A 25,291-nucleotide genomic window follows, 5' to 3' on the forward strand; every position below is an offset into this window, starting at 1 on the left:
TTAATAACTATTTTTGAAGTTACTCATTTCGATCAGTCATTGCGCTCAGGGGCATAACAATGAATAACCCCCACTTGCTGTTTCCCGGTCTCGCGATACGGGAGGAGCATTTCTCGCCCCGCGGGGACAGTACCCAGCTGGCCGAGGGCAACTCACCGACCCTGGCCGAGTTGACCGAATGCCTGTTCTTTTCCCCGATCGACGGACGCATCTGGCTCAACGATCAGCGCATGCTGCTATTGCACAGTTCATCCTTCGGCGCACTGCGGCGCGAGATCATCGATCGCCAGGGTCTGGAACAGACCCGTGGTCTGTTTACCCGCACCGGCTACCTGTCAGGCGCACGCGATGCACGGCTGATCCGCGAGCGTTGGCCGGACGCCGATGCCGCAGCGATTTTCTCCGCTGGCACTCGCCTGCACACCCTCGAGGGCATGACCAAGGTCGAACCCCTGCACTTCAAGTTCGACGCCGACTCCGGCTTTTACGAAGGCGAGTTCCTCTGGCATCACTCCTGCGAGGCCGACGAACATATCGCCGCCTACGGGATCGGCCAGGACCCGGTGTGCTGGACCGAACTGGGCTATGCCATCGGTTATGTCAGCGGGCTGTTCGGCCGCCTGGTGATCTTCCGTGAAACCGAATGCCGGGGCATGGGCCACGAGACCTGCCGAGTGGTCGGCAAGACCGCCGAACAATGGGGCGATGTCGAACAGGACCTGAGTTATCTCACCGCCTCGCCATCAAGCGTCGCTCCCAGGCAGCGTCCAGCACCAGCACCCGCCCCCGATGACGAGAGCAAAATGCCTGGAGGGCCAAAACCTATCGGAGCCAGCGCCGCCTTCAATGCCGCCACCCTCGCCTTGCAACGCGTGGCTCCAACGCCGGCGACGGTGCTGTTCAGCGGCGAGTCAGGGGTCGGCAAGGAGCTGTTTGCCCGCCAGTTGCATCAGTGCAGCCCACGCCATCTGGCACCGTTCGTGGCGCTCAACTGTGCCGCGATTCCGGACAATCTGATCGAGGCGGAGCTGTTCGGTGTCGAACGCGGCGCCTATACCGGTGCCACCCATTCGCGCCCCGGGCGCTTCGAACGGGCCCACGGCGGCACCCTGTTTCTCGATGAGATCGCCAGCCTCAGCCTGCCCGGACAAGGCAAGCTACTGCGGGCCTTACAGGAACGTGAGATAGAGCGAGTCGGTGGTGGTCAGCCAATCAAGGTCGATGTACGGGTGGTGGCGGCAACCAACGTCGACTTGCGCAAAGCGGTAGCGGCTGGAGACTTTCGTGAGGACCTGTTCTACCGCTTGAACGTCTTCCCCATCACCCTGCCGCCACTGCGTGAACGACGCGACGACATCCCGTTACTGGTCAATGCGTTCCTGCGGCGCTTCTGCCAGGACTACGCGCGCAAACCCGCCGGGCTGACCATGCGCGCACTCAAAGCATTGCTACGCTACGACTTCCCCGGCAACGTGCGGGAACTGCAGAACCTGGTAGAGCGCGGTCTGATCGCCAGCGAGGATGGTCAAGCCATCGACCTGGTCCACCTGTTTCGCAACGAGCCAATACCACAGGAGCTGTACTCTCTGGACGACAAGGGCAGCCTCGCGGCCATCGACCAGAGTCCCGCCAGCGCACAGCCTCGCCCGGCCTTGCTGGAAACCTTGACCCGGCTGGAACAAGGCTTCTCCATTGAAGGACTGGAGTCGCGCTTGATCGACGAAGCGCTGCAACAGAGCGAAGGCAATCTGGCTGCGGCTGCACGACTGCTGGGGTTGAGTCGTGCGCAGTTTGCCTATCGGCTGAAGAAGTACCAACAGGCGTCGACAGAACGGCCATCCTGAAGCGCACAGCCATCCACGTCTATCAGCCACAAAAAAACCGCCACTGGCGGTTTTTTTGTACATGAACATTATTCAATGGATCCATTAGAAATAATTAAAACAAACTCAATATAAATAAAACATGCTATTAAAGCCTAATGACTAGCATTAATGGCATCGAGCAAGGTTGACTTGCGGCATTCGATTGCCGCCTAATGGATCCATCAAAACAAAAACAAGCGCTGACTTGGAGAATTTCCATGTACCCAAAAAACACGTGGTACGTCGCCTGCACCCCGGATGAAATTGCACAAGGACCACTCGGGCGGCAGATCTGCGGCGAAAAAATCGTTTTCTATCGCGGCCAGGAAAACCAGGTCGCAGCGGTCGAGGACTTTTGCCCGCACCGCGGCGCGCCGCTGTCATTGGGCTATGTAGAAAATGGCAACCTGGTGTGCGGCTATCACGGGCTGGTCATGGGTTGCGACGGAAAAACTGTCGAAATGCCAGGACAACGAGTGCGCGGCTTCCCTTGCAACAAGACTTTCGCGGTGGTCGAACGTTACGATTTTATCTGGGTCTGGCCTGGAGAACAGGACAAGGCCGACCCGACGCTGATCCACCACTTGGAGTGGGCCGTGAGCGATCAATGGGCGTACGGCGGCGGTCTGTTCCACATCGGCTGCGACTATCGCCTGATGATCGACAACCTCATGGATCTGACGCACGAGACCTACGTACATGCGTCCAGCATCGGCCAGAAAGAAATCGATGAGGCCGCCCCGACCACGACGGTCGAGGGCGATGAAGTGGTCACCGCACGGCACATGGAAAACATCATGGCGCCGCCGTTCTGGCGCATGGCCTTGCGCGGCAATAATCTGGCCGACGATGTGCCGGTGGACCGCTGGCAAATCTGCCGCTTCTCGCCACCCAGTCACGTACTGATCGAAGTGGGTGTCGCCCATGCCGGCAAAGGCGGCTATCACGCCGACGCTGAGTTCAAAGCTTCAAGCATCGTGGTCGACTTCATCACCCCGGAAACCGACACCTCCATCTGGTACTTCTGGGGCATGGCGCGCAACTTCAATCCTCAGGATGAAGCACTCACCGCGACCATTCGCGAGGGTCAGGGGAAGATTTTCAGCGAAGACCTGGAGATGCTCGAACGCCAGCAGCAAAACCTGCTGGACCACCCCCAGCGCAACGTGCTCAAGCTCAATATCGATGCGGGCGGCGTGCAGTCCCGCCGCGTCCTGGAACGAATCATCGCCAGCGAGCGAGCCTCCGAGCCGCAATTGATCGCCACCGCACAATAACCTGGTCAAGGCACGCCATGCCGTGCCCGCCCCTTGCGCAACACAATTTCAAAATAACCAGAAGTGACCACTGTGGTGGCAACGCTCCGAGGATGAAGCATGATCGATGTGGTGGTGGTATCGCGCAAAAACGAAGCTCAGGACATCTGCAGCTATGAATTGGCCCGCGTCGATGACAGCGCACTGCCCGGCTTCAGTGCCGGCGCGCACATTGATGTGCACCTGCCCGGTGGAGTGATCCGTCAATACTCCCTGTGTAATCACCCCGAAGAGCGCCACCGTTACCTGATCGGCGTGCTCAAGGATCCGGCCTCGCGTGGCGGCTCACAATGCCTGCACGAACAGATCAACACCGGGGATCGTCTGCGCATCAGCGAGCCACGCAATCTGTTCCCGCTGGCACACCGGGCCACGCGCAGCCTGTTGTTTGCCGGCGGCATCGGTATCACGCCGATTCTGTGCATGGCTGAACGTCTTGCCCACAGCAATGCGGACTTCGAAATGCATTACTGCGCACGCTCAAGCGAGCGTGCAGCCTTTGTCGAACGAATCAAGAACTCGTCTTTCGCCGACCGGGTATTTCTGCATTTCGATGAGCAACCCGAGACAGCGCTGAACGCGGCCAGGGTATTGGCCCAGCCAGGAGAAAACGTTCATCTGTATGTTTGCGGTCCGGGCGGTTTTATGCAGCACGTGCTGGACAGCGCCAGGGCTCAAGGCTGGCAGGACGACTCGCTGCACCGCGAATACTTTGCCGCCACGCCCACTGATACCAGTAACGATGGGAGCTTTTCGGTCAAGGTTGGTAGCACCGGCCAGGTCTTCGAAATCCCGGCCGACAAGACCGTGGTTCAAGTACTGGAAAGCCATGGCATCGATATCGCCATGTCCTGCGAACAAGGCATTTGCGGCACGTGCCTGACCAGGGTGCTGGAGGGAGTGCCGGATCACCGCGACCTGTTCCTCACCGAAAATGAGCAGGCACTTAATGATCAGTTCACACCGTGCTGCTCACGCTCAAAATCACCGCTGCTGGTGCTGGACCTCTGAAAAGGCCGAGCCTCACTCAGAGCGGTGAATGACCTTCATCCGCTCATTGGCTGTCGCAGAACCAAATATCTCGGCATAGCGCAGGGTAGCGTTGGCGTGTTCGCGCATGATCGCTTCGGCGCGAGCACCCTGGCGATTGATCAAGGCATCGAAGACGGCATGATGTTGCATGTGGGCGTAGTTGAAACGCCGATACTCGCGGGCCATGTCGTTGCGATCCACTGCCAGCGCGGTCACCGAAGCAAACGGCAGGTGGTCATTGCGCACCAGCGCATCGGCGATGGCCGGGTTGTGGCTGCCTTCGACGATCACCTGATGGAAGCGCATGTTGAGGTCATGGTAGACTTCCAGATCGTCTTCTGTGACATAGCCCTTGTCGAATAGCTCGTCACCTTGCAGCAGGCATAGTTCCAGGATCGCGCGCCCCTCTGCCGAGAGTCCGCGCTCGGCAGTCTGACGGGCCGCCAGGCCTTCGAGCACTCCACGTACTTCAACGGCACCGGCAATGTCATCAGCACTGACCGAGCGCACCTGAAACCCTCGACCGCCGAACCGCACCAGCAACCCTTCCTGTTCGAGGGTCCGAAAAGCCATACGCACCGGCATCCGGGACACCCCGAACAGCTCCGCCGTGGGGATTTCCATCAGTCGTTCGCCAGCAGCCAGCTCGCCCGAGGCGATCATCTTGCGCAGCGCTACCAGCACCAACTGACCGGGCTTACTCATCCAGGCAACTTCCAGAAAACGTGGGCGGCCATAGTAACGCAAGCCTTGCACAAGCTGGAGATCAACTCGCACAGCAGCAAATACGCAAAAAAGAAGATCGCGGTTTCCAGTTTGCCAGCGCGCAAGAGGCTATAGGGCTCAGTCGCGGTACTGCGGGTTCTCGATCAGCACGGCCATGCCCTGCCCGCCACCGACACAGGCAGCGGCGATTCCGTAGCGCAGATTCTGCTCGCACAACTGTCGGGCCAGGGTCATCACCAGACGCAGTCCGGTGGCGGCCAATGGATGGCCGAGGGCGATGGAACCGCCTCGGCGGTTGAGCTTATTGATGTCCATCTCCAGCGCCTGGGCCACTGCCAGCACCTGCGCGCCCTGCGCCTCGTTGATTTCAAACAGGGCAATATCGTCCTGCACCAACCCGCTGCGTTGCAGCAGCAGCTGGATCGCCGGAACCGGGCCGATCCCCATGAACTCCGGGGCCACGCCAACCACCGCCGTCGCCAGCAGGTTTGCCAGTGCCGGTCGCGTACCCGCCGATGCGCGACCGACCAGCACCGCCGCCGCGCCATCCACCACTGCACAGCTGTTGCCGGCGGTTTGCACGCCCCCCGCATGAATAGCCCGCAACTTCGCCAACGCGAGGAAATCAGTGCGCCGAACATGGCTGTCGAGGGTGGCTGCGTCTACCTGACGCGGCAGCGTAATGCCCCTAGGCTGATAGCCGTCCAGCTCGAACGACTCGTTGCGCACTGCGACGATTTCATCGGCGAACCAGTCAGAGGTCTGCGCTTGCAACGCTTGCTCATGGCTGTTGAGGGCATAGGTATCCACCGCTTCGCGACTCAGGCCATGACGCCTGGCAAGGTTTTCCGCCGTGGCAATCATGTCCAGTCCCGGTGCCGGGTCGTATAGCGCTTCCCAGAGGAAATCCTTGAAATCCACCGACGCACCGAGACGAAATCCGCCTCGATGGGTGTAGGCAGCAATCGGATTGCGCGACATGGATTCGGCGCCCACACACAGCGCCAGTTCTGCGCCGTCGCGAAGTTGCTCCCCGGCCTGGCGCAGCAGCTCGAAGCCGGTGGCGCAGATGCGCTGCACCGCCAGCGCCGGCACCTGTTGCGGCACACCGCTGTAAAGACCGATGTGGCGTGGCAGCATGTAGGCATCGAAGCTGGCCTGGGCCATGGAGCCCGCCAGCACAGTGTCGACTGTCCTTGGATCGAGCTCGGCACGGGCCAGCACTTCACGACCGACCTTGATGCCCAGGTCGATGGGCGATACCTGGGCCAGCGCACCGCCAATGTCAATCCAGGGCGTGCGCACGGCCTCAAGAATCGCCACATCGGTGAAGGCCGAATACTGCCCTGCGTAACTCAAGACCGTGGACCGGCGCGCAGGATAGAGAGGTCTTCGCCTCGATACAGCGCCTCAACCTTGTCGGCACGCCATTGCAAGACCGCCCGCTGGTTGATCGAGCCTTTGTCGGTGATTTCACCGCGATCGATAGACGCGGCCTCGTCGAGCAGCGCGATCCATTCCAGGCGGCTGGCATTACCGGTGGCGTCGCGGTTGAGCCGTTGCAGCCAATCACCGAACCACTGACGCACCGGCACGCTGGCCAGGACCTCGGCATCGCTGGCGTCCGGACTCAAGCCGGCCAGACGTCGGCATTCGTACAGCCGAGGAAAGACCAGCGCACCCAGACATTCGCGGTCGGGCGCGGCCACCACCATATCCTGAACATAAGGCGAACCTTCGAGCACCGCGCGATTGCGCAACGGGCCAACGCTGACAAACACGCCGGAGCTCAGTTTGAAGTCCTCGGCAATGCGCCCGTCGAACATCAGCCCCAGTTGTGGATCACGGGCATCGGCCAGTTTCAGCGCGTCGCCGGAACAGTAGAAACCTTGTTCGTCGAACACCTCGGCGGTCTGCTGCGGCGCGCGCCAGTAACCCGGCATGATGTGCGGCCCGCGAAAACGCCCCTCCAGCTTGCCATCCACCGGCACCAGCCGCACTTCACAACCGGGAGCCGGCAGGCCGATATAACCGGCCATGGACAGTGGCCCGGTGGTGAAGGTGCAAGACGGTGCCGCCTCGGTCATTCCGAGCCCTGCCATCATGCGAATGCGTTCGCCGCAATGCTGTTCGGCGACCCGGTCCAGGCGATCCCAAATCCTCTGGGACAAGCCGGCAGCGGCGAAAAAGAACAGCTTCATGCGCGAGAAAAAACGTTCACGCAACTCGCCTTCCTGCTCCAGGGCGTTGACCAGTTCTTCCCAGCCCTTGGGCACAGTCAGGTAGGCGGTGGGCGATACCTCTTTGAGGTTGCGCAGTGTTTCGGCAAAACCCTGGGCGGTCGGCTTGCCATCGTCCAGGTAAAAGGTGCCGCCGTTGTACAGTACGATGCCAACGTTGTGGCTGCCGCCGAAGGTGTGATTCCACGGCAACCAATCCACCAGCACCGGTGGTTCTTCGCCGAATACCGGGAAGGTCTGCAACAGCATCTGTTGGTTGGCGCAGAGCATGCGCTGGGTGGTGACCACCGCCTTGGGCAGCTTGGTGGAGCCGGAGGTAAACAGAAACTTGGCGATGCTGTCCGGCCCGGTCGCCGTGAAGGCGCAATCGGCCTCGGCACCGCCGGGCTGCTCCAGCAGGCCGGCAAAGCTCATCTGACTCCGGCCCGGTATTTGGCCATGCACGGTGATCAGCGGCGTGTCAGACGGCACCACCGCATCGATTGCCCGCTGATAGGTCGAGGCGTCGCTGACAAACACCAGGCCCGGTTGTAGCAGGTCGCAGACATGCCGCAACTTGGCGAAATCCTGAGACAACAACGAATAGGCCGGTGAGACCGGGCTATAGGGAATGCCCGCGTACATGGCGCCCAGAGCAATTTGCAAATGCTCGATGTCGTTGCCCGAGAGGATCGCCAGCGGTCGTTCGGCCGAAAGCCCATAACTGAGCAGGCTTTGGGCAATGGCGCGGACGCTGGTCAGCATCTCGGCGTAACTCACCCGGCGCCAGTCGCCGCCGCTCTGGCGAGCAGCGATAAAGGTCTGTTGCGGGCGCACCTGTGCCCAGTGCACCAGGCGATCGAGCAGGCGTGCGGGCAACTCAGCCAAAGGCTCCAGGGAGCGCATGTGCAAAATGCCCTGCTCTTCGCTGACCTCGACCGCTGGACGGCCGATGGATACGTGGCGATAGCGCGGCGCACTGGCTTCGTTCTGGGGTGGCGATCTGAATTCGGAACTCACGTGCTTGTTCTCCATCAAGGCACACCACGGCTCGCACAAATGCGTTCACCGGGGCATGGCAGCCTGCGACTGCAGCCTCGTTATTGTTATGTCTGGCCTGCACGCGGGCGACGATCGCTCTCAAGCGTTCGTCGCCCAAAGGTGCGACGGCTGCTCAGACCGGGTAGTGCCGCGGTCCGTTCTGCAAGGTCACCCAACGTAACTGAGTGAAGTGCTCGATGGACGCCTTGCCGCCAAAACTGCCATAGCCGCTGGACTTGACTCCGCCGAAGGGCATCTGCGCCTCGTCGTGCACAGTCGGACCGTTGATATGGCAGATACCCGATTCGACCCGCTGAGCCAAGGCCAGAGCGCGGCTGGTGTCGCGACTGAAGATCGCCGCCGACAAGCCGAATTCGGAGTCGTTGGCCAGGCGCAATAGTTCTTCATCACCCTCGCCTCGTAGTACCACCGCCACCGGGCCAAAGGATTCTTCGCGGTACAGACGCATGGCATCGGTGACGCCGTCGAGCAAGGTCGGCTGCAGAATGCTGCCCTCCAGCTGACCACCCGCAACCAGGGTTGCGCCCTTATCGAGGGCATCGTCGATCAACAGTTTGATGCGTTCACCGGCATTGCTGTCCACCAGAGAACCGAGGACCGAACCTTCGGCATTGGGATTGCCCGCGGGCAAGGTGGCGATCTTCGCCGCCAGCCTGGCGACAAAGTCATCGGCCACTTTGGCATCGACAATCAGGCGCTCGGTGGACATGCAAATCTGGCCCTGATTAAAGAAGGCGCCAAAGGCCGCCGCCTCCACCGCTGCATCCAGGTCGGCATCCTCCAGCACCAGGAACGGCGCCTTGCCTCCCAGCTCCAGTAACGCCGGTTTGAGATGACGCGCCGACAGTTCGCCGACGATGCGCCCAACATGGGTCGAACCGGTGAAGTTGACCCGACGCACCGCCGGGTTGGCGATCAGCCGTTCAACAATCGCCGCGGCATCCTGGGGCGCGTTGCTGATGACGTTGACCACGCCATCACCGAGGCCGGCGTCTTGCAACACTTGACCGATCAGCCGGTGCACCGCCGGGCTCAGTTCCGACGCCTTGAGCACCACGGTGTTGCCGCAGGCCAACGGCATGGCGATAGCGCGAGTGGCGAGGATCACCGGCGCGTTCCAGGGCGCGATGCCCAGCACCACGCCGCAGGGTTGACGCAAGGCCATGGCGAAGCTGCCGGGCACATCGGAGGGAATGATTTCGCCGGTGATCTGGGTGGTCATGCACGCGGCTTCGCGCAGCATGTTGGACGCCAGGTGCACATTGAAACCGTACCAGTTGGCCATGGCACCGGTCTCGCCGGCCGCCGCGATGAACTCCGCGCAGCGAGCCTGCAACTGCTCAGCCGCGCGCAGCAACCGGGTACGTCGCTCGTTGGGGGCCAGGGCCGCCCAGGCGGGGAATGCCGCTTTGGCCGCGGCGACCGCAGCATCGGCATCTTCCAGGGTGGCGGCGGCAACGCGCGACACAACTTCACCGGTCACCGGATTACGCCGTTCGAAAGTTCGACCGTCTCGGGCGGGGCACGACTGGCCGCCAATCAGCAGGGGCACGTCCAGCATGGTGATTCCTCTTTATTGTCTTTATCGGGAATACGTTCGAGGGGTTCACAGTAGCGCCGAGGCGCCGAAGCGAACAGCTGGCGGACGCTCGATCGCCCGGCCAGCTCGCCTTGATTTCAACGCTGAAATTCAGCGCTTGTAAGTCTGCAAACCGGGCTTGATGCTCTTGTCGTCGAGGAACTGCTTCATGCCCTGCTCGCGGCCACCTTCGGTGTCCAGCAGGCGCGACTGATCGAGCTTGGCGTACAGGTAATCTTCGTTCTGCTCCCAGGTGAGTTCGCGGCAACGCTTGAAGCCATGCTTGGCCGCGCGCAGCACCACCGGATTCTTCTCCAACAGATTACGCGCCAGTTCGATAGTCACGTCACGCAGTTGCGCCAGGGGCACGCTCTCGTTGACCAGGCCCATCTCGGCGGCTTTTTGCCCATCAAAGGTCTTGCCGGTCATGATGTAGTACAGCGACTGGCGATGGCCCACGGTGTCGGCCATGGCCTTGCTCACCAGGTTGCCCGGCGGAATGCCCCAGTTGATTTCCGACAGGCCGAAGGTGGCTTCATCGGCGCAGATCGCCAGGTCACAGGCCACCAGTGGGCTGAAACCACCACCAAAGCACCAGCCGTTGACCATGGCGATGGTCGGCTTGGCGTACATGCGCAGCAGTTTCCATTGCCATTGAGAGGCTTCGCGACGGATTTTTTCCTGAAGGATTTCCGGGCCGGCGTCCACTTCACGGAAGTATTCCTTGAGGTCCATGCCTGCGGTCCAGGCTTCGCCCGCACCGGTCAGCACCAGTACGCCCGCGTCCGGATCCTGCTCCAGGGTTTCCAGAACGTCGATCATCTCGCGATTCAGAGTCGGGCTCATGGCGTTGCGTTTTTCCGGGCGGTTGAGGATGACCCACGCGATGCCTTCCTCGATTTCCACTTTGACGGTTGTCCAGCGACCTTCGTAATTGCTCATGGTGATGCTCTCTTGTTCTTGGCTTGACGATGAGTAAAAACTAAACCGACATTTTAGTTATGTCAATTAACTATTAATTGAATTAACCAAATATTTTTCGCCATCTAACTCCATTGAAAGGCGCCGTGTTAGGCTCCTGACGTAGCTATTCCTGTCCAACCTCGTCAAACTAGATACCTTTATTAACCTGAAACCCGAGGGATTTTCCCGCAATGGCCAAGTCGTCCAAAAATGTCGCTGCCCCCGAAGCCCTGGCCGACAACGTCGAAATTAAGGCGCCCATGGACTCCGCATTGGACGAACTGATCGGTTACGCCATGCGCCGAGCCCAGTTGAAACTGTTCCAGAATCTGATCAGCCGACTTGCGGCCCACGACTTGCGGCCCGCGCAGTTCTCGGCACTGGCGATCATCGAGCAGAACCCCGGGCTGATGCAGTCCGACCTGGCCAAAGCCCTGGCTATCGAACCGCCCCAAGTGGTGCCGCTGCTTAACAAACTCGAAGAGCGCGCGCTCGCGGTACGGGTACGCTGTAAACCGGACAAACGCTCCTATGGGATATTCCTGAGCAAGACCGGCGAGACGCTACTCAAGGAGTTGAAGCTGATTGCCGCCGAGAGCGACATGGATGCCACGTCCGCTCTCGACAGCCAGGAACGCGAAGAACTGCTCAGGTTGCTGAAAAAGGTCTATCAGGCCTGAAACGCGAACGCCGGCGCGCTCCTGGGGAGCGGCCGGATTCATTACAAGTGAAACGGCTTACCAGATCGGCACGGTGTAGAGCACCAGAAAGCGCGTCTGGTTTTCATCGCGAAACGCTGCGCCGGCGGGGAAGTCATTGCGATAGATCGACTTGCGCGCCATCAGCCCGACATTCTTCAGCGGACCACTCTGGATCACATACCCCAGCTCCATCTGGAACTCCCGCTCCTTGCGGTCGTCGGCATTCAACGCCGCCAGTTCGATATGGTCACCGCGCACATAACGCAGGCGACTCTTCAGGCCGGGCACCCCGGCGGCAGCGAAGTCATAGTCGTACATCGCCTGCCAGGTTCGCTCCTTGGCATTGAGAAAATCCGAACTCATGGTCAGCTCGCTCATGCCCATCAACTCGGTGCCTGACACATAGGGCGTCGCCGTGTCGCCACTGGCGTGCATATAGCCAAGGCTCAAACGATGGCCGCCAAAGCGATAGCCGAACAGCGCCGAGAGGTTGCGGTTGTCCACTTTGCCGGCCTTGGCGCTGCCGTCTTCATCGCTGAAAAAACTGCGCAGGTCGCTGGTCAGCGTGCCCTCGCCCACCTGCAGCGTGTGCAGCAACGCCAGGGTGTTCTGCTGATACAGGTCCGCCACTTCGGCGTGATACACGCGCAGGCTGAGGTCCTTGTTCACCTGGTAATCGCCGCCGACATAGGCCATGTGCGATGAGGTGGCCGCGCCGTTGAAACGCCGGTTTGGCGAAGCGATGCTCATTGGCTGGTAGTCGGTGGAATCACGCTTGTTGATGCGGTCGATGTAGCCGGTGTTAAAGATCAGTCCGTCGATGTCCTTTGAGCTGAGCGTGGTGCCGCGAAAAGTCTGCGGCAGCAGCCGCGACGGGCTGGCGAAAGCGAATGGCAGGAAGATCGACACGTCGCCGGTTTTCACCGTGGTCTGGGCAACACGCATCTTGGCAGTCATGGCCAGGCGCGAATAGTCGTCCGCCGCGCGCTTGTCGCTGCTGGACACCGGCAGCAACTCGGTGCCGCTGCGGTCCGGCGCCGAATCCAGCTTGACCCCCATCAACCCACGAACGTCCAGGCCGAAGCCGACACTCCCCGGGGTAAAGCCCGACTCCACATTCATGATGAAACCCTGAGCCCATTCCCGGGCCGCGGTTTTCGCTCCGTCGTCCTTGTAATCCCGATCCAGGTAGTAATTACGCAAGGTCAAGGTGCCGTGACTGTCATCGATGAAGCCTTCAGCCAGCGCCGATGGCGCAATCAAACTCAGGCCCAGCAAGGCCAGGTGGCGTGCGCGAACAGGTAAGGTTGAATCCGCCGCAAGGACGTCCCAAGGAAGGTTTGGCATGTTCGATGTCCACTTATTGTTGTTGTTTTTTGAACGGGATCGTTGGGGTTATCCCGGAGATCTGCGGCCAGAGAATGGAAACAGCCTGGCATGGCGTCAACCGCAAGTGACCGATAAACGAACATTAATATTATTATCTATTTTCAGAATTTATCTTTATAGAGATGTCATCTAATTGATTTAAATAGGTTTAATTCTGTTTTTCAGCAAACAATTCTTAGTATTCATTTTTTAGTTATCTTTGTTAATCTTATTTAAGACCTGTCATCGCCTCGTGAGAACAGGCTCGCGCTCATCCGTCAGCACACCAACAAAAACAATAATGAGGTTCGCCATGGACACCCCATCACGTCGTACGACGCTGACCATTGCCCTGTGTTTTATCGTTGCACTGATCGAAGGTTTCGACCTGCAAGCTGCCGGTACTGCCGCCGCGGGCCTGCGCCAGACCTTTGCCCTGGACCCGAAATCGATGGGCTGGGTATTCAGCGCCGGAATTATCGGTTTGCTGCCGGGCGCCTTTTTCGGTGGCTGGATTGCCGATCGAATCGGCCGCAAGAAAATCCTCATCGCAGCGGTGCTGCTGTTCGGTGTGTTCTCCCTCAGCACCGCCTACGTCAGCAGTTTCTCTGGCCTGCTACTGGCTCGCTTCATGACTGGCCTGGGCCTGGGCGCCGCCCTGCCCAACCTGATCGCTCTGTGTGCCGAGGCCGTGGGCGAGCAACGTCGCGGCACCGCGATCAGCATCATGTATGCCGGTGTGCCGTTGGGCGGTGCATTGGCGGCGGTGGTCGCCATGCTCTTCACCGAGCATTGGCAGACGACCTTCATCATCGGTGGGCTCGCGCCCTTGCTGGTGGTGCCGCTGATGATCCTGCTGCTGCCCGAGTCCAGCGCCTTTCGCCAGCAACAAGGCACCGTCACCATGGCCCGCACTTCAACCGGCCAGGCGTTATTCGGCGAAGACCGGGCTCGCGTCACCCTGGCGTTGTGGCTCAGCTACTTCTTCACCCTGACCGTGATGTACATGTTGCTCAACTGGCTGCCATCACTGCTGCTGGAACAAGGTTTCAGCAAAGCCGAGGCTGGCCTGGTGCAGATGCTGTTCAACATCGGCGGCGCCCTCGGCTCGCTACTTGGCGGGTTACTGCTGGATCGCTGCAACGGCGTCAAGGTGGTGCTGTTCGTATACGCCGCATTGCTGGCAGCGCTGGCCGGGGTCGGCTTGTCGGTGGGCATCGTCCCCATGGCCATCGCCGGGTTTTGCGCGGGTTTGTTTGTGATGGCCGCGCAACTGGTGCTTTACGCCCTGGCACCACCGTCGTACCCGACCTCGGTACGTGCCACCGGCGTCGGCGCCGCGGTAGCCATCGGTCGTCTGGGGTCGGTGGCCGGGCCTTTGGCCGCAGGGCAGATATTGGCGGCCGGTGCCGGCACCACTGGGGTGTTACTGGCAACTTCACCTGGGTTGGTGATTGCAGCACTGGCCATCATCAGCGTGATTGTCCGATCGGCCCCGCAGACTGTGCCCGAACTGAGGACGGCAACCCCAGTCACGGACAAACCCTGACCGCGCCGCCTGCCGCTGAAAACAAGAAAAGAGACCGAGGTCTCTTTTCTTGTTTTCAGCGGCCGGTTACCACACGGCGATATGGGAATCGGCTCGCGGCTCGGTGCCGCCGCATAGCACACCGGTGTCCGGGTCACGGATAATGATCTGCCCTCGGCCGTAATTGATCAGGTCGCAATCAACCTGAATCTGGTGTCCACGCCGTGCCAGCGAAGCGGCCAAGTCCCGAGACGCCCCGTGTTCGATGCCGACCTTCATATCCCCTAGCCATTGCCACCGCGGGGCGTCCAGCGCGGCTTGGGGGTTGAGACCGAAATCCACCAGATTCATGACCACCTGCACATGACCTTGGGGCTGCATGTAGCCGCCCATGACGCCAAACGGCCCCACCGGTGCGTCACCTTTACTGATGAAACCGGGAATGATGGTGTGAAAGGTTTTTTTGCCCGGTGCCAGGCAGTTGGCATGGTCGGGGTCGAGACTGAATTCCTGTCCGCGGTTCTGCAAGGCAATGCCGCTGTCTGGTAGTACCACACCGGAACCAAAACCGTGGTAGTTGCTCTGGATGAAGGACACCATATTGCCCTCCGCATCCGCCGTGGCCAGGTACACCGTGCCGCTAGCGTGGGGATCGCCGGGATTGGGTTCGCACGCCTGATCAGTGATTTGTTCGCGACGTTGTCTGCTATAGGCATCACTGAGAAGGTCAGCCACGGCCACACGCATGTGCAGCGGATCAGTGATGTAATGCAGGCCGTCGCTGTAGGCCAGTTTCATGGCTTCCAACTGACGATGCCATGTCTGCTGGCTGTCTCGGTGATCGAAGTCAAAGCCCTCAAGGATTTTCAGGGTCATCAGGGCCACCAATCCCTGCCCGCTTGGGGGGATTTCCCACACATCGTAGCCGCGGTAGTTGATGCTGATCGGATCTACCCATTGAGCGCGATAGTCCCGCAGGTCGCTGGCTCGCAGATAGCCGCCGGTGGCGCGGGAATGGGCATCCAGACGCTGAGCCAGGTCGCCGCGATAGATGCTTTCGCAAGAGCTGTCCGCCAGTTCCTCCAGCGTTCGGGCTTGCGCCGGGTTGCGGAATAATTCACCGGCCTTTGGCGCACGACCATCAATCAGGAACGTGTCGAACCAGGCGTCGAGTACTGGGTCTCGATGTGGGCTGAATTCATCCAGAGCAGTCTGCCATTGCTGGGCGACCACCGGGGACAGCGGAAAGCCATCCCTCGCCAGACTGATGGCGGGCTGAAGCAACTCGGCAAAGGGCAGCTTGCCGAAACGTTTGGACAGCTCCGCCCAGGCCGAAGGGCAACCCGGCACAGTGACCGGCGTCCAGCCATAAAGCGGCATCTGATCGTGACCACACGCCTTGACTGCATCGATAGTCAGCGCTGCCGGCGCCTGGCCGTTGCCGTTCAACCCGTGCAATTGGCTCTTGCTCCAGACCAGGGCAAAGGCGTCGCCGCCCAAGCCGCAGCCAGTGGGTTCAACCACAGTAAGCGCTGCTGCCGTGGCAATCGCGGCATCAATCGCATTGCCGCCATTGCGCATGATCTCGATGCCGGCCTCGGCAGCCAGTGGCTGGGAAGCCGCGACCATGCCACGGCGGGCAAACACACTCTGACGTTGCGACGCATAGGGATATTCGTGGGCAGAAAATTTCAACATAGCAAAAGTTCTTCCAAACAAAGATTCACTGGCCGGAGGTGATCCGGTTCCATTACCCGGTGATAAAAGACCTGACTGAAAAGATCACAGCACGCGACTGAGAAAGGCCTGGGTCCGCGGGTGAGTCGGTCGACTGAAGATCTGCTCCGGCGGCCCCTGTTCGATCAGTTCACCCTGATCGAGGACCACCACGCGGTCAGCGACTTCTCGCGCAAAACCCATTTCATGGGTGACCACCACCATGGTCATGCCGTCATCGGCCAACTGCTTCATCACCTGCAGGACCTCGCCCACGGTTTCGGGATCCAGGGCGCTGGTGGGCTCGTCAAACAGCATGGCCTGTGGCTTCATCGCCAGCGCCCGAGCAATCGCCACGCGCTGCTGCTGTCCACCGGACAACATCGACGGATAATGCATCGCCTTGTCCGCCAGACCGACTCGGGCGAGCAACGCCCGGGCCTGTTCCAACGCTTCTGAGCGTGGCACGCCAAGCACCTGAATCGGTGCCTCCATGATGTTTTCCAGCGCGGTCATGTGGGGAAATAGATTGAAACGTTGGAAGACCATGCCGATGTCCCGACGCTGGCGAGCGATGTTACGCTCGGAATCGCGCACCAAGCTGCCGTCGGCGCGCTCGCGGTAACCCATGGCACGGCCGTTGACGCGAATGCGCCCGCCCTGAATGTCTTCCAGCAGATTGATGCAGCGAATAAAGGTGGTCTTGCCCGAACCCGATGCACCGATCAACACCACCACTTCACCGCGCCGCACCTGCAAGGAAATCCCCTTGAGAATCTCCAGATCGCCGAAAGACTTATGAATGTCCAGAGCCTCGATGATCAGTTCTTCACTTTTGTGCGCCATGTTTAACGCCCTCTCAGCAATTTGAGCGTGCCGCGACCGAACATGCGACTACCAGCCGCTGGCGGTGCGGGTCGATCGGACTGTCCGAATCGCGCTTCCAGCCAACGCTGGAAGAAGCCCCAGAGGGTGGTCAGCAGCAGGAAATAAATCGCCACCACCAGGTACAGCTCAAATACCCGGAAGGTCGCCGACGTGACCATTTGCGTGCTCAGCAGCAACTCCTGCACGCCAATCACACTGACCAGTGTCGTATTCTTGAGCATCACGTTGAATTCATTGCCCAATGGCGGAACGATGACCCGGAACGCCTGAGGCAGAACAATTCGCCGCATCAGTTTGGCGAAGGTCATGCCCAGCGAACGCCCAGCCTCGTACTGCCCTTTGTCCACGGCGCCAATCCCCGCACGGATGATCTCGGCCATGTAAGCGCCTTCGTTCAGACCTAGGGCGATAATCGCTGCCTGGATGTTGCCCGGCACCACCAAACCCAACAGCTTCACATCCTCGAAACGGAAGATCCCACCGGCCGCCAATGCAGTGTAGAGAAAGACGATCTGCACCAACAGTGGCGTGCCGCGCATCAGCCACACGTAAAACCGCACCGGCAGATTGAGTAACGGATTGCGCGACAGACGCAACAGCGCTGCCCCCAGTCCCAACACACAACCCAATGCCATCGCCAGCACACTGATCAGGCAAGTCAGCCAGAGTCCGGTGAGATACACCTCACTGGGCTGCAAAAGGTATTGCCAGAACACATCCCAATTGAAATTCATCGAGCGTTCGCCTCAGTCGAGTGTGTCGCTGGAAACATGCCACTTGCTCAGTAACTGCACGTAACTGCCGTCGCTGCGCATGTCACTGATGATCTGTTGTACCGCTGCAGTGAGCTGCGGATCATCCTTGCGAACTCCCAAGCCGGTGAGAATACGGCTGAAGGCCGGAACGCCCTCCTCAAAAAGATCAGGCGCCATTGCGGCGTAGTACCCGGCGGTTTCCACTGTGGTGCCGTATGCATCTACCTGACTGATACGCAGAGCCTGAAAGGCGTCGGTGTCAGTGTTGTAAACCACCAGTTTCATCGGCGTCTTGCCAGCTTTGGTCAGCTTTTCGTTCTCGGTATCCAGCAAGGTTTTGATCGTGGAGCCATTGAGCACTGCCACCTTGTGCCCAGACAGTCCATCCAGGGTTTTGATGCCCTTGGGATTGCCTTTTGGAACAACCACTGACTGGCTGGAATACATGTAATTGACGATGTCGATCACCTCCCTGCGTTCGGGCTTGTCGAACAGCTGATCGACGATCATGTCGCACTGCTGGGCGAGCAATGCAGGCAGCAACCCGGAGAAAGGAATGACCCGCCATTGCACCGGTTTGTCTCCCAGGCGCTTGGCGATTTCCAGCCCCAGATCGACCGTCAGGCCCCTGGGTTTTTGCGCCTCATCGAAAGACACCAAGGGCGGTGAGTCCATGCCCGAACAATAAGTGAGTTTGTCGGCCTTTTGCAGTCGCTCCGGCACTTGGGGCGCGGCAACCGCCCACTGTGCACAGAGCCCGAGGGATACAGCCGCAAGTAACATATGGCGTTTATGCATGACGAGACACTCCAGTTGTTTAGTAACGGGGCAGTACTCAAAGTCAAAACACTGTCGGGTTTAAGCCCGATTCTATTTTTCCGATTGCAGAAACTGGATCAGCGCCGGCACCGTGCCCTCGATGTGCTCGCGCACTATTGCCTCCGCCCGGTCGACATCGCCTGAGCGAATGGCGTCAAGGATCACCGCGTGTTCCTGGCGAGCGCTCAAGGGTTTTTCGCTGTGTTGCAGCCACAGGCGCATTGGCGCCTCGATCAGCGAATACAGCGCCGATATCTGCTTCATCAGCCGAGGACGGCCGCTGAGGCTGCACAGGTATTCATGGAAGGCACGATGAAGCCTGACCCATTCGGCGCTTTCGTCGCGGTAGTCATCCATCTCGTCCAGCATGCGTTCCAGAGCCGCCAGCTGACGTTCACCGATCTTGGCAACGGCCACGCGGATGGCCAGCCCCTCCAGGGCACTGCGCATCTCGAAGACTTCGTGCAATTCGTCGAAATCCAGGCCACTGACTATGGCCCCGCGGTTAGGCCGCAGGGTGACCAGGCCTTGAGCATCGAGACGGCGAAAGGCTTCGCGCACTGGCATCCGGCTCATGCCGACTTCGCTGGCAATGTCCTCAGCGATCAGACGGTCGCCTTTGCGGTAACGACCGCCACAGATCGCTTCCAGCAGAAAGTTGTAAGCCTCCTCCTCGGCAGTCATGGGCTGACGTTCAATATAGGTGGGAGCAAATTGCATAAAGTCACCTTTTGCAGTTTTGTATCCAATTATCCACGGATTCAAAAAAGCAGAAACCGTGCCAGCCTGCTAAAAACTGCCTCAAGTTCTTAATTGGAAAGGAGTTTCGACTCAAAAACTGGTGATCTTTAGATCTGCGTGACACTCGCCGTGTGCTACGAAATGGCCCAGTGCGCCCCAAAATGGGTGAATAACGGTATCCAGGTAACAGCTCATTTCACCTCCGAAGGCTTTCTTTCTCGCGAAAGAGCGCACTACAGAAATTAGCGCTTTAAAAGTTTTACTCGATTAAGTATTTTGCATGGATGATTGGGCGACATCCGCCCCCCTTTTTCATAGCGACAGGGACCTCCCGTGAGCGGACTACGTGAACGTCAGAAAGTCGAACGACGCCAAGCCATCAGCAAGGCAGCGATCGAATTGTTTGAGCGCCAGGGTTTCCAGAACACCACCATCGAACAAATCGCCAACCAGGCTGGGGTGTCGGCGCCCACCGTGTTCAAGTACTTCGGTAACAAGCAGGAAATCATTCTGGAAATCCTGCACGACGCTGACCAGCGAGCACTCAAGGACGCCCGCAGCCAGATGCCTGACATTAAGGATCCAGTCGATGCCATGTGTTACCTGGAGCGGCGGCTGACCGGTTACGCACTGGAGGTCATGCACCCCAGCCTCTGGCGTGAACTGCTGCCACTGATCCTGTTTGGCGGCGACAACGGACTGCCCGAAGGCTATCGCGCCATGAACGATGCGCTCCGGGCTGAAATCAGTGGATTGCTCAGAGAGCTGCAACAGGCTGGCAAGCTACGCGCTGACCTCAACGTCGACCTGGCCGCTTTCCTGTTGAACGACTATTCACACCTGCAGTTGTTCAGGCTGGTCAACCAGGAACCGCCGGATGTCGAGTCCCACTCCGCTCAGGTAAGGCATATCACCGAGCTGCTCTTTTACGGCATGCGGGCCTGAGAAAACACACAGATGCAACCACCTCGCAGGGTGTTTGGCTGAACGCCAAACACCAGAGGGCCGATTATTAAATCGAACGGCGGACCGGTATGAAAAAAGATAATTCGGGCAGTTCAACGATGGAGAGTTCACGCCTGGTGCTGGGCGGCAATGTCTTTGGCTGGACCGTCAACGAACAAGATTCGCTGAAGCTACTCGATGCAGCGTTTGAACTCGGCATCAACACCTTTGATACCGCAGACGCCTATTCCATCTGGGCCAGTGGTAATAGCGGCGGCGAGTCGGAAGCCATCATTGGCAAATGGCTGAGTCAGAACAGCCACCGACGCAGTGAAGTGAAGATTATCACCAAGGTCGGGGCCGAACTCTCGCTCGATCAGCACGGGCTCTCGAAAGGCAGAATTCTGCAAGCCGTGGATGATTCGCTGCGTCGACTGCGAACCGATTACATCGATTTGTACTTCTCCCACTACCCTGATGCCTCGACAGCGCACGAGGAAACCCTGGAGACTTACAGCACGTTGATCGCCTGCGGAAAAGTTCGATCGATCGGCGCATCCAACTACTCCCTCGAAGATCTACAGGCCGCTAAATCCTCTGCCGATCGCCACGCCCTGCCCCATTACGCCTGCCTTCAGGTGGAGTACAACCTCTATGATCGCCATGACTTCGAACAGCAGTTGCGTGCTTTTGCCCTGGCCGAGGGCTGCGAGGTCCTGACTTACTTCAGCCTCGCGTCGGGTTTCCTCAGTGGCAAATACAAAGGCCTTAATGATCTGACGCATAGTGCTCGCCGCGAGGACCTGGAAAAGTACTTCGATGAGCGCGGCATGCGCATTTTGCACGCTCTGCATCAGGTGGCGCAGGAGCAGCAAGTCTCACCTGCGGAAATCGCCTTGGCCTGGGTCATGCACCAACCCGGCATTACCTCTGCCATTGCGAGTGCCACCAACCTGGAGCAACTAAACAGCCTGGCGCGTTCGACGCAGCTGAGGCTGGATGCTCAAACCCTTGAGCGACTAGACCTCGCCAGTCTCCTTTGAGACTGGCTGTACGCGATAGCCCAGGCACGTGGCTGGCATGACCGGCCACAGTGCCCCTCACCTTAGGTCTTGAAACGCTCCAGCAAACGTCCTTGCTCTGTGGCCTGTCCACTGACATCGGCAATCTCCTGCGCCGATTCACGTGCGCTGACCGTCAGGTCCTCGCTTAGCCGGCGGATGCGACCGACCGAACTGTTGATCTGCTCCGACACCGCGCTCTGTTCTTCGGCAGCGCTGGCAATCTGGACGTTCATCTGAGCCACCCGACCTATGCCTTCACCGACGCCGTACAGCGACTCGACTAACGCACCAAACAGCGCCGCCAGTTCTTGGCCCAGACTCTGGTTCAACGTCATCGAATGCACGACGACGACGGTATCCTGCTGCAGGTCTTCGATAATCAAGCGCGTTTCCTGAATCGAGTCCTGAATGCGGCTGGACAGGTTGCGCACCTCATCGGCCACCACGGCAAACCCTCTTCCATATTCACCAGCCCGTGCAGCCTCGATCGCTGCGTTGAGCGCCAGCAGGTTGGTCTGTTCGGCGATGTCGCGGATGATGTCGAGGACGCTGCCGATCTTTTCACTCTTGACGGACAGCTGGTTGACCTGACGGTTGGCGTTGGCCAGGTCCTCGCCCTGACGGGCAACTATTTGGGTGGTTCTTTCGATCAGCCCCGTGCCGTCGTCGATGGCCTGCAAAATAGCCCCCGTCGCTTCCGACGCCGATGCGGTATTGCGAGCAATCTCCTGCGCCGAAAGGTTCATCTGGTACATAGCCGTTGCGACCTGATCGATGTCCTGGCGCTGGTGCTCCATGGTTTGCAAGTTGGCGGTGCTGCCTTGGGCAGATCTGGCCGCCGCTGCCCGCAACTCGGTCATCGAGCCCTTGAGACGGGTGACGATAGGCTGCAACACATCAAGAAAAGCGTTTAGCCCGCTGGCCACCCCGCCCAGTTCGTCGGCACGGGCGTAGTCCAGGCGCTTGACCAGATCGCCTTCGCCACGGGCCAGATCGTCGGCCATCAGTGACATTGCTCGCAGTGGTCGTACGATGCTCAGGGACGCGAGCCAGATCACCACCAGTCCAAAAACCGTCAGCGCCAAGCCCATCAGCACCTCCTTTTGCACTGCCGCTAGGAGGTGCTCATTCATCGCTTCGTGCAACTTAAGCAGCGGTGCGAACATCTGCTCTGAGGGTACCTTGACCACTATGCGCCAAGGCTCGGCCCCTGGAATGGGTGAGAACGCCTGACTGACGAGCAAATCCTGCAGCGGCCGTGATTGTCCTGGCAATAATGCGGAAGACTCCACGCCAGGTTCCTTGAATTGACCGCCCAGTGCATCCTTGTCCAGCGTACTGCCAGCAACCAGTCCAGAGGCGCTGACAATCCACACATCCCCACCCTGCCCCGGCAAGCCTGCCTTGGCGGCCAGGGATAAGGCTTGAATCTGGCTTAACTGAATGTCGATACCCAGCACCGCCACCACGCGACCGTGATCGATCACTGGCAGGGTCAGCGAGGTCATGAGAATCGGACTGCCAGAGGCATCATCGAGATAGGGATTCAGCAGACAAGGCTGCATCGTTCGTAGCGGGCAGTCATACCAGGTGCGGGACACCTTGCCGTCGGCCATGGGCGTGTCGTCGACAATGCTCTTTTCTTGCACCGTGACTTGCTCCATCTTCCCGCCGCTCTGGCGAAACCAGACCGGTGCAAAACGCCCCAGCTCGTTGCTACCCAGTTCGCTCTGTCCGGCAAAGCGCGCGTCCTGCCCGTCGAAAGCGTTGGGCTCGAAGGCGACATAAGTGCTGATAAACATCGGATTGGCTTGCAAGCTGGCCTGCAACTGCCCGGTGATGTAGGCCCTGGCGTGCTCTGGTGTCAGCGCCCCACTACGGCTAAGCGACATGATTCGCATGACCTCCGCTGATGAAGCCTCACCGACGCGCAGGGCATCGCGGAAAAACTCCTGGACGCCAGAGGACTGAAAACCGACGGACTCGGCCACGCGCTCCTCGATAGCCTGGGTCAGGCTGGCAGAGGTCAACCCCTCGGCGCGCTGACTCAAGCCACTGATTTCCTTGATTGCGGTGCCGATCAGGGCGAAGGCCAACAGTGTCAGGCATAGCCCAACCAGTAGAATAATTCGGGCTCGTAAAGTGACAAACATGGCGAGTCTCCTGTGCCGAGTGGCCACACAAAAAAATGGCGACATGCCTGTCGCCGATCAGAAAAAGAGCCCGTCACATCTCCCTGCACTGCCTGTCATCCACACGCGTCCAACCGGCGATGCGCGCCAGCGAAGAGGGTTAACAGAGGCCGTGCTCAACAGCAGAGGTGAATCTCGGGCATCAATAGAAGCGGTAGCAGCGAATCACTACCTGACTTGCGTTGGGGTAATGCACCTGACCGATAAAGGTTGCACGGGTGAGCCAGTCCAGGCGCCCCTTAGGCACTTGAAACACCGGTGTGCAGGTGCAGTGGTACTCCGTTTCGGGAATCGGCCACTGGCCTTGTCGCTCTAGTTGGCGACCAAATTCGGTCATGTTCAGCAGGCCGATGTTACGGATGTTGATCAACTCCCCCTGGTCGGTACGCAAGCTGTAGCGTGCGTCCAGTTGACCGACGCCGTCAGGGCGCAGCAGGAAGATATCCTCGCCCCCGGCCAACACCTGACCTTTGAAGTCCAGCCCTTCGAAATCCCCCCCGACAATAGGATAGTTGCAACGCACTCCCTCGACGCTCTCCCCCAACATCAGCCCAGGGCCGATATCGACGCACAGGGTCAGCACCCGCTGCAGATTGGGTGCAGCGCCCATCAACTCCAATGGTTCAGCCATGGCAAACACTCCTGTGTGGCCCGGCACAAAAGCACCGGGCCACAATGATCAGAGATTGGTCTTGATGCTGGTCCAGGTGCGAGTGCGGATCCGTTCCATGGCTGGTGGCATGGGCTGTAAAGCGAACAGGGTTTTGCGCGCTTCGTCCGGCACATACATGTTGGGGTTGTTACGGATGTCGGCGTTCACCAGCGCGGTGGCATCCTTGTTCGGGTTGGGGTATCCGATCTTGTTGCTGATCCGGGCGATCACATCCGGGCGCAGGATGTAATTGATGAACTCGTGGGCCTCCTTGGTGTGGGGGGCGTTAACCGGCACCATCATCACGTCTGACCACATCGGCGCGCCTTCCTTGGGTAACGCCATTTCCACCCTCACACCCTTGCCCGCGGCATCGGCCAGGCTTTTGGCCAGCGCCACGCCGCCCGACCAGCCAACGGCGACGCAGATGTCACCGTTGGCGAGGTCCATGCCGTAGCGCGACGAGTTGAAGTAGGTGACGTAAGGGCGAATCTTCATCATTGCCGCCTGAGCCTGCGGGTAGTCCTCGCGTTTCTGGCTGTTGGGATCGAGGCCCTTGTAGTGCAAGGCGATGGGCAAGATCTCGTTGGCTGCATCGAGAAAACCGACGCCACAACTGGCCAGCTTGCTGAGGTTCTCTTCCTTGAAGATCATGTCCCAGGTGTTCATCTGCACATTGGCGCCCAGAATCTGCTGAACCTTGTCGACGTTGTAGCCGATCAGCGTGGTGCCCCACAGGTAGGGCGCAGCGTAGCGGTTGCCCGTGTCACCCACCGCCTCCAGGGTTTTCATGAACTCCGGGTCCAGATGCTGCCAGTTCGGCAACTGGCTGCGGTCCAGAGGCTGGACAGCACCCGCCGCGATCAAGTGACTCAGGTTGGCGCTGCCGGGGTAGACAACATCATAGCCAGAGTTGCCGGTGAGCAGCTTGGACTCCAGGGTCTCGACGCTGTCGAACACGTCATAGATCGGACGGATCCCGGTTTCCTCCTGAAAACTCTTGAGGATCTCCGGTGGCAAGTATTCGATCCAGTTATAGATGCGCACCGTGCGCTCTTCAGCCAGGGAAACGCCCGCCGTCAGCAACGACAGCGCAACGGACAACAGGGTGTTACGTACATGCTTGTTCATAGTGAAACACTCCTACGCGGCCGCGGGGC

Annotated in this window: 21 protein-coding genes and 1 pseudogene; 7 read left to right on the forward strand and 15 right to left on the reverse strand. The window is 59.5% G+C overall.

Going from position 1 to position 25,291, the window contains the following annotated elements:
* The first annotated feature begins 59 nt into the window (after positions 1–59).
* The 3 genes from AC1MEW_RS20450 to AC1MEW_RS20460 all read left to right on the forward strand — a co-directional run bounded on the left by AC1MEW_RS20450 (position 60) and on the right by AC1MEW_RS20460 (position 4,192).
* The gene (locus AC1MEW_RS20450) at positions 60–1,844 is read left to right on the forward strand and encodes a sigma 54-interacting transcriptional regulator (RefSeq protein WP_480423369.1); all 1,785 of its coding nucleotides are present in this window, start codon (positions 60–62) and stop codon (positions 1,842–1,844) included.
* A gap of 239 nt (positions 1,845–2,083) precedes the next feature.
* Positions 2,084–3,142: a Rieske 2Fe-2S domain-containing protein gene (locus AC1MEW_RS20455; RefSeq protein ID WP_480423370.1), complete on the forward strand. Its 1,059-nt coding sequence runs from the start codon at positions 2,084–2,086 to the stop codon at positions 3,140–3,142.
* A 99-nt stretch (positions 3,143–3,241) separates the two neighbouring features.
* On the forward strand, positions 3,242–4,192 hold the full coding sequence (locus AC1MEW_RS20460; RefSeq protein WP_480423371.1) for a PDR/VanB family oxidoreductase: 951 nt from the start codon (positions 3,242–3,244) through the stop codon (positions 4,190–4,192).
* A gap of 12 nt (positions 4,193–4,204) precedes the next feature.
* On the opposite strand, the gene AC1MEW_RS20465 is transcribed toward AC1MEW_RS20460, so the two are convergent.
* The 5 genes from AC1MEW_RS20465 to AC1MEW_RS20485 all read right to left on the reverse strand — a co-directional run bounded on the left by AC1MEW_RS20465 (position 4,205) and on the right by AC1MEW_RS20485 (position 10,741).
* Positions 4,205–4,918, reverse strand: a complete 714-nt coding sequence (locus tag AC1MEW_RS20465) for a GntR family transcriptional regulator (RefSeq protein ID WP_480423372.1) — start codon at positions 4,916–4,918, stop codon at positions 4,205–4,207.
* A 138-nt stretch (positions 4,919–5,056) separates the two neighbouring features.
* The gene (locus AC1MEW_RS20470; protein WP_480423374.1) at positions 5,057–6,298 is read right to left on the reverse strand and encodes a thiolase family protein; all 1,242 of its coding nucleotides are present in this window, start codon (positions 6,296–6,298) and stop codon (positions 5,057–5,059) included.
* Entirely contained in the window at positions 6,295–8,178 is a 1,884-nt protein-coding gene (locus tag AC1MEW_RS20475) for a feruloyl-CoA synthase (protein WP_480423376.1), read from the reverse strand. Before AC1MEW_RS20475 ends, AC1MEW_RS20470 begins: the two co-directional genes overlap by 4 nt.
* A gap of 154 nt (positions 8,179–8,332) precedes the next feature.
* A complete protein-coding gene (locus AC1MEW_RS20480; RefSeq protein WP_480423378.1) occupies positions 8,333–9,781 on the reverse strand; it encodes an aldehyde dehydrogenase in 1,449 nt (482 codons plus the stop codon).
* 129 nt (positions 9,782–9,910) lie between these two features.
* Positions 9,911–10,741, reverse strand: a complete 831-nt coding sequence (locus AC1MEW_RS20485) for a p-hydroxycinnamoyl CoA hydratase/lyase (RefSeq protein ID WP_140678313.1) — start codon at positions 10,739–10,741, stop codon at positions 9,911–9,913.
* Between the two features lie 212 nt (positions 10,742–10,953).
* Here AC1MEW_RS20485 and AC1MEW_RS20490 point away from each other — a divergent pair, with 212 nt between their 5' ends.
* Positions 10,954–11,442, forward strand: a complete 489-nt coding sequence (locus AC1MEW_RS20490; RefSeq protein ID WP_480423381.1) for a MarR family winged helix-turn-helix transcriptional regulator — start codon at positions 10,954–10,956, stop codon at positions 11,440–11,442.
* 57 nt (positions 11,443–11,499) lie between these two features.
* Here AC1MEW_RS20490 and AC1MEW_RS20495 read toward each other — a convergent pair whose 3' ends face one another.
* Complete coding sequence (locus tag AC1MEW_RS20495; RefSeq protein WP_480423383.1) at positions 11,500–12,810, reverse strand: OprD family porin; 1,311 nt, start codon at positions 12,808–12,810, stop codon at positions 11,500–11,502.
* 334 nt (positions 12,811–13,144) lie between these two features.
* Here AC1MEW_RS20495 and mhpT point away from each other — a divergent pair, with 334 nt between their 5' ends.
* Positions 13,145–14,380, forward strand: a complete 1,236-nt coding sequence (gene mhpT / locus AC1MEW_RS20500) for a 3-(3-hydroxy-phenyl)propionate transporter MhpT (RefSeq protein ID WP_480423385.1) — start codon at positions 13,145–13,147, stop codon at positions 14,378–14,380.
* A gap of 66 nt (positions 14,381–14,446) precedes the next feature.
* Here mhpT and AC1MEW_RS20505 read toward each other — a convergent pair whose 3' ends face one another.
* The 5 genes from AC1MEW_RS20505 to AC1MEW_RS20525 form a co-directional block, all read right to left on the reverse strand.
* The gene (locus AC1MEW_RS20505; RefSeq protein WP_480423387.1) at positions 14,447–16,057 is read right to left on the reverse strand and encodes a gamma-glutamyltransferase family protein; all 1,611 of its coding nucleotides are present in this window, start codon (positions 16,055–16,057) and stop codon (positions 14,447–14,449) included.
* 84 nt (positions 16,058–16,141) lie between these two features.
* Positions 16,142–16,921, reverse strand: coding sequence for an amino acid ABC transporter ATP-binding protein (locus AC1MEW_RS20510; RefSeq protein WP_150632613.1), 780 nt, complete (start codon positions 16,919–16,921; stop codon positions 16,142–16,144).
* Positions 16,922–16,923: 2 nt separating this feature from the next.
* Positions 16,924–17,697, reverse strand: a complete 774-nt coding sequence (locus AC1MEW_RS20515; RefSeq protein ID WP_480423390.1) for an amino acid ABC transporter permease — start codon at positions 17,695–17,697, stop codon at positions 16,924–16,926.
* A 12-nt stretch (positions 17,698–17,709) separates the two neighbouring features.
* A complete protein-coding gene (locus AC1MEW_RS20520; protein WP_201180449.1) occupies positions 17,710–18,516 on the reverse strand; it encodes an ABC transporter substrate-binding protein in 807 nt (268 codons plus the stop codon).
* A 72-nt stretch (positions 18,517–18,588) separates the two neighbouring features.
* Positions 18,589–19,257 (reverse strand): GntR family transcriptional regulator, encoded by a 669-nt coding sequence (locus tag AC1MEW_RS20525; protein ID WP_480423392.1) that lies wholly within the window; start codon positions 19,255–19,257, stop codon positions 18,589–18,591.
* A 354-nt stretch (positions 19,258–19,611) separates the two neighbouring features.
* Here AC1MEW_RS20525 and AC1MEW_RS20530 point away from each other — a divergent pair, with 354 nt between their 5' ends.
* Together AC1MEW_RS20530 and AC1MEW_RS20535 are read left to right on the forward strand one after the other, a co-directional pair.
* Positions 19,612–20,223 carry a TetR/AcrR family transcriptional regulator gene (locus AC1MEW_RS20530; RefSeq protein WP_140678297.1) on the forward strand — a complete coding sequence of 204 codons (612 nt, stop codon included), beginning with the start codon at positions 19,612–19,614 and terminating at the stop codon, positions 20,221–20,223.
* A gap of 89 nt (positions 20,224–20,312) precedes the next feature.
* Positions 20,313–21,266 (forward strand): aldo/keto reductase, encoded by a 954-nt coding sequence (locus AC1MEW_RS20535; RefSeq protein WP_480423394.1) that lies wholly within the window; start codon positions 20,313–20,315, stop codon positions 21,264–21,266.
* A 62-nt stretch (positions 21,267–21,328) separates the two neighbouring features.
* Here AC1MEW_RS20535 and AC1MEW_RS20540 read toward each other — a convergent pair whose 3' ends face one another.
* The 4 genes and pseudogenes from AC1MEW_RS20540 to AC1MEW_RS20555 form a co-directional block, all read right to left on the reverse strand.
* The gene (locus AC1MEW_RS20540; RefSeq protein WP_480427299.1) at positions 21,329–22,147 is read right to left on the reverse strand and encodes a methyl-accepting chemotaxis protein; all 819 of its coding nucleotides are present in this window, start codon (positions 22,145–22,147) and stop codon (positions 21,329–21,331) included.
* A gap of 87 nt (positions 22,148–22,234) precedes the next feature.
* Positions 22,235–23,485 (reverse strand): annotated as a pseudogene (locus AC1MEW_RS20545) (PDC sensor domain-containing protein); the annotation flags it as partial.
* 136 nt (positions 23,486–23,621) lie between these two features.
* Positions 23,622–24,110: a DUF3237 domain-containing protein gene (locus tag AC1MEW_RS20550; protein ID WP_480423395.1), complete on the reverse strand. Its 489-nt coding sequence runs from the start codon at positions 24,108–24,110 to the stop codon at positions 23,622–23,624.
* 48 nt (positions 24,111–24,158) lie between these two features.
* Positions 24,159–25,262 (reverse strand): polyamine ABC transporter substrate-binding protein, encoded by a 1,104-nt coding sequence (locus tag AC1MEW_RS20555; protein WP_480423397.1) that lies wholly within the window; start codon positions 25,260–25,262, stop codon positions 24,159–24,161.
* Between the last annotated feature and the right edge of the window lie 29 nt (positions 25,263–25,291).

Source organism: Pseudomonas sp. ASL4 (genome assembly GCF_056680395.1).